Origin of the sequence: Pseudonocardia sp. McavD-2-B (assembly GCF_024124365.1) — a bacterium.
Lineage (GTDB): Bacteria > Actinomycetota > Actinomycetes > Mycobacteriales > Pseudonocardiaceae > Pseudonocardia > Pseudonocardia alni.
The window spans coordinates 1-2,703 of record NZ_JAMXSG010000442.1; the positions used below are offsets into that span (position 1 = coordinate 1).

Here is a 2,703-nt window from a genome sequence, read left to right on the forward strand (position 1 = left end):
GCGGGCCGCCGCCCGGCCCGCCGCGCCGCCGCCCGCCACCGCGGAGACCGCGCCGGGGTCCCGCCGTGGCTGGTGGGCACGCCTGTTCGGCCGCTGAGCCGTCGGGCCCCTCGCCCCGGAGACCACCGGGGCGACAGGTCCTCGCGCGGACTCACCGGGCGGGCGTCGCCGGTGTCCGTGGCGCGAAGTGACCGGGGGAGGCCAGCGGCCGGTCGGTCTCCAGCAGCGTCTTGAGCGCGGACAGGATCGCGGGCCAGCCCTCGCCCACGTCGCGGGCGTCCTGCGCGCCCTTCTCGTCGTCGGTGAAACCGGTGTGGACGACCTGCAGCTTCACCGCCTCCTCGCCGAACGGGGAGAGCGTGAACTCGACGACGGTCGGCGGCCGTCCCGCGGCCTGTTCCGCCGGCCCGGTGAAGGTGTAGGACAGCCGGTGCGGCGGCTCGACGGCGAGGATCTCGCCGATGAAGTCGTCGCGGTCGGGGTGGACCGCCTCCAGCGGGCTCCCGACCCGCCAGTCCGAGGTCAGCTCCGCGCCGCCCCAGTACTGCATGGTGAACGCAGGCGTGGTCAGCGCCCGGAACACCTGCTCGGCGGTGCTGCGGATGTAGGTCGTGTAGACGAACCTGCGCTCACTGCTCATCGTGCTCCTCCAGCGCCGCGCGCAGGGCGGTGACCGCCTGCACCCGGCTGCGCTCGAACTTCCCGATCCACCGGTCGTGGATCTCCTGGATGGGGACCGGGTCGAGGTGGTGGAGCTTCTCCCGGCCGCGACGCAGGGTCGTCACCAGCCCGGCCGCCTCCAGCTGAGCGAGGTGCTTGGACACGGCCTGCCGGCTCATGTCCAGTCCCTCGCACAGCGCGCCGAGCGTCGACTCGCCCTGCTCGTGCAACCGGTCGAGGATGCGCCGTCGCGTCGGGTCCGCGAGTGCGCGGAAGACGGCGTCCACGTCGGTCACGCGGCCAATTATGCAACCAATCAGTTGCCTGTCAACCGCTGCCGGGACAGTCGTCCGCCGGGCTTCTCCACCGACAGCACCGTCGCGCCCAGCAGCATCACCTGGTGCAGCACCGACGCCGCGACCAGCAGCGGCAGGACCGACCGGTTCCCGGTCGCGGCGGCGTCGACCCACCCGGTGGTGAGCGCGACCGACGAGACGATCACCGCCAGCGCCAGCACGGTCTTCGCGACGACCCAGCGGTACCGGAACAGCCCCCACGCCGTTCCGAGGCCGAGGGCCGCCCCGCTGAGGACGGTGCCGACGGCGAGGAACGGGATCATCCCGTTCCCGACGGTGCCCATCACCGCGACGGCGAACCCGGCGTCGCTGCCCCGCAGCAGCACCGCCACGGGCAGCACCAGCATCACCAGCGACGCGCCGGTCCAGGCCACCGCGACCAGCACGTGCACCGTCCGCAGCGCGGCCCGCGGGCGCCGGGCGAGCCGCCGTGGTGCGGTCCGTCCGGCCCGCTCGGCGACGGCGGTCACCGCAGCTCCTCGGGCAGCTCCTCGTCCGGCGACGCCTCGCGCTCGGCCCGCCGGGAGTGCACGAACAAGATCAGGCCCAGCCAGAACGCCGGCCCGATCGGGACGAACAGCGGCGCCGGGCCGAGCACAGCGCCCAGGACCAGCAGGAGCAGCACAGCGACGGTCACCCCGGCGTGGATCCGCAGGTTGCGCTGCGCGCGGGGGGTGAGCGGACCGCGCCGGGGGCGACGCGGCCGCGGCGGGCGGGGCAGCCCGGCGAGCAGCGGGACGAGCTCGTCGCGGGTGCGGGCGGCGTAGGCGGCGGCCTGCCGCTCGTCGGACTCGGCGAGGGTCAGGCGCCCCTCGGCGGCGGCCGTCCGCAGCCGGGCGGTGACGTGCTCGCGCTCGGCGTCCGAGGCGAGCACGGCGTCGGACCGGGGCGGGAGACCGCCCGCGGTCGTCGCCGTGGGCGCGGTCGCGGCCGGGGGCGGGGTGACGGGGGACGGTGCGGCCGGTGCCGGGGCGGTGGCCGGTCCGGGTGCGGGACGGGTGTCCGGAATCGCTGTCATGACGGCCAGCGTCGCGGTGCCGGGGGGTCGCGCGCGTCCGTCCGCGGTCGCCGATCCCGCTGCCGCCCCCGGGGAAGGAGCGGCCGCCCGTGTACTCCCGCGGGTGTACGGCACCGGTCACCGTCCGGACGACGACCGCTGTCGGTGCCCCGGTCTACGGTGTCCCGCGTGCCCGCCGACCGACGTCCGAGGTGGGGCGGGATCGCGCGGATCCTCGTCCCTGCGCTGGTCGTCGGCCTGTTCACCGTGGGCGGGACGGCGTTCTACGCCGTCCGCAGCGCGCAGTACCCGGACCCGGACGCGACGGCACTCCCGCTCGACGGGCTCGCCGTCGCACTGCTCGCGGTGGGGCCGGTCGCGCTGCTGTTCCGGCACCTGAACCGGGTCGTGGCGCTCGCGGTGTGCGCAGTCGCGGTCGTCGTCTACCTGGGCCTGGGGTACCCGCCGATCGGGCCGCTCGGGTTCGCGTTCGCCGTGGCGCTGGTGTCGGCGGTCGCCGCGGGGCGCCACCACCGCGCGCTCGCGGTGGTGGCCGTCGCGTCGGCCGTGCTGACCGGGTGGCTGCTCGTGACCGGGCGGCCGATCCCGTGGCCGGCGACCGCGCCGGTCCTGGCCTGGCTGGCGGCGCTCGTCGCGGGCGGCGCCCTCTGGCGGGTCCGGCGCGAGCGC

General features: G+C 76.2%; 4 protein-coding genes and 1 pseudogene. 1 reads left to right on the plus strand and 4 read right to left on the minus strand.

The features are described from left to right. Positions 1-151: 151 nt before the first annotated feature. Genes NH602_RS32075 through NH602_RS29920 form a run of 4 tightly spaced genes read right to left on the minus strand, consistent with a single transcriptional unit; the run spans position 152 to position 2,034 of the window. Positions 152-640, minus strand: a complete 489-nt coding sequence (locus NH602_RS32075) for an SRPBCC family protein (protein WP_308292901.1) — start codon at positions 638-640, stop codon at positions 152-154. Next, positions 630-956 (minus strand): helix-turn-helix transcriptional regulator, encoded by a 327-nt coding sequence (locus tag NH602_RS32080; protein WP_073575964.1) that lies wholly within the window; start codon positions 954-956, stop codon positions 630-632. Before NH602_RS32080 ends, NH602_RS32075 begins: the two co-directional genes overlap by 11 nt. A gap of 20 nt (positions 957-976) precedes the next feature. Beyond that, positions 977-1,486, minus strand: a complete 510-nt coding sequence (locus NH602_RS29915; RefSeq protein WP_253069572.1) for a hypothetical protein — start codon at positions 1,484-1,486, stop codon at positions 977-979. Further along, positions 1,483-2,034: a DUF1707 domain-containing protein gene (locus NH602_RS29920; RefSeq protein ID WP_253069573.1), complete on the minus strand. Its 552-nt coding sequence runs from the start codon at positions 2,032-2,034 to the stop codon at positions 1,483-1,485. Before NH602_RS29920 ends, NH602_RS29915 begins: the two co-directional genes overlap by 4 nt. Positions 2,035-2,202: 168 nt before the next feature. Here NH602_RS29920 and NH602_RS29925 point away from each other — a divergent pair. Beyond that, positions 2,203-2,703 (plus strand): annotated as a pseudogene (locus NH602_RS29925) (hypothetical protein); the annotation flags it as partial.

What these genes read in the sequence shown, in the direction of transcription:
- NH602_RS32075 (WP_308292901.1), bottom strand. Translation starts at nt 640, where the DNA reads ATGAGCAGTGAGCGCAGGTTCGTCTACACGACCTACATCCGCAGCACC.
- NH602_RS29920 (WP_253069573.1), bottom strand. Translation starts at nt 2,034, where the DNA reads ATGACAGCGATTCCGGACACCCGTCCCGCACCCGGACCGGCCACCGCC.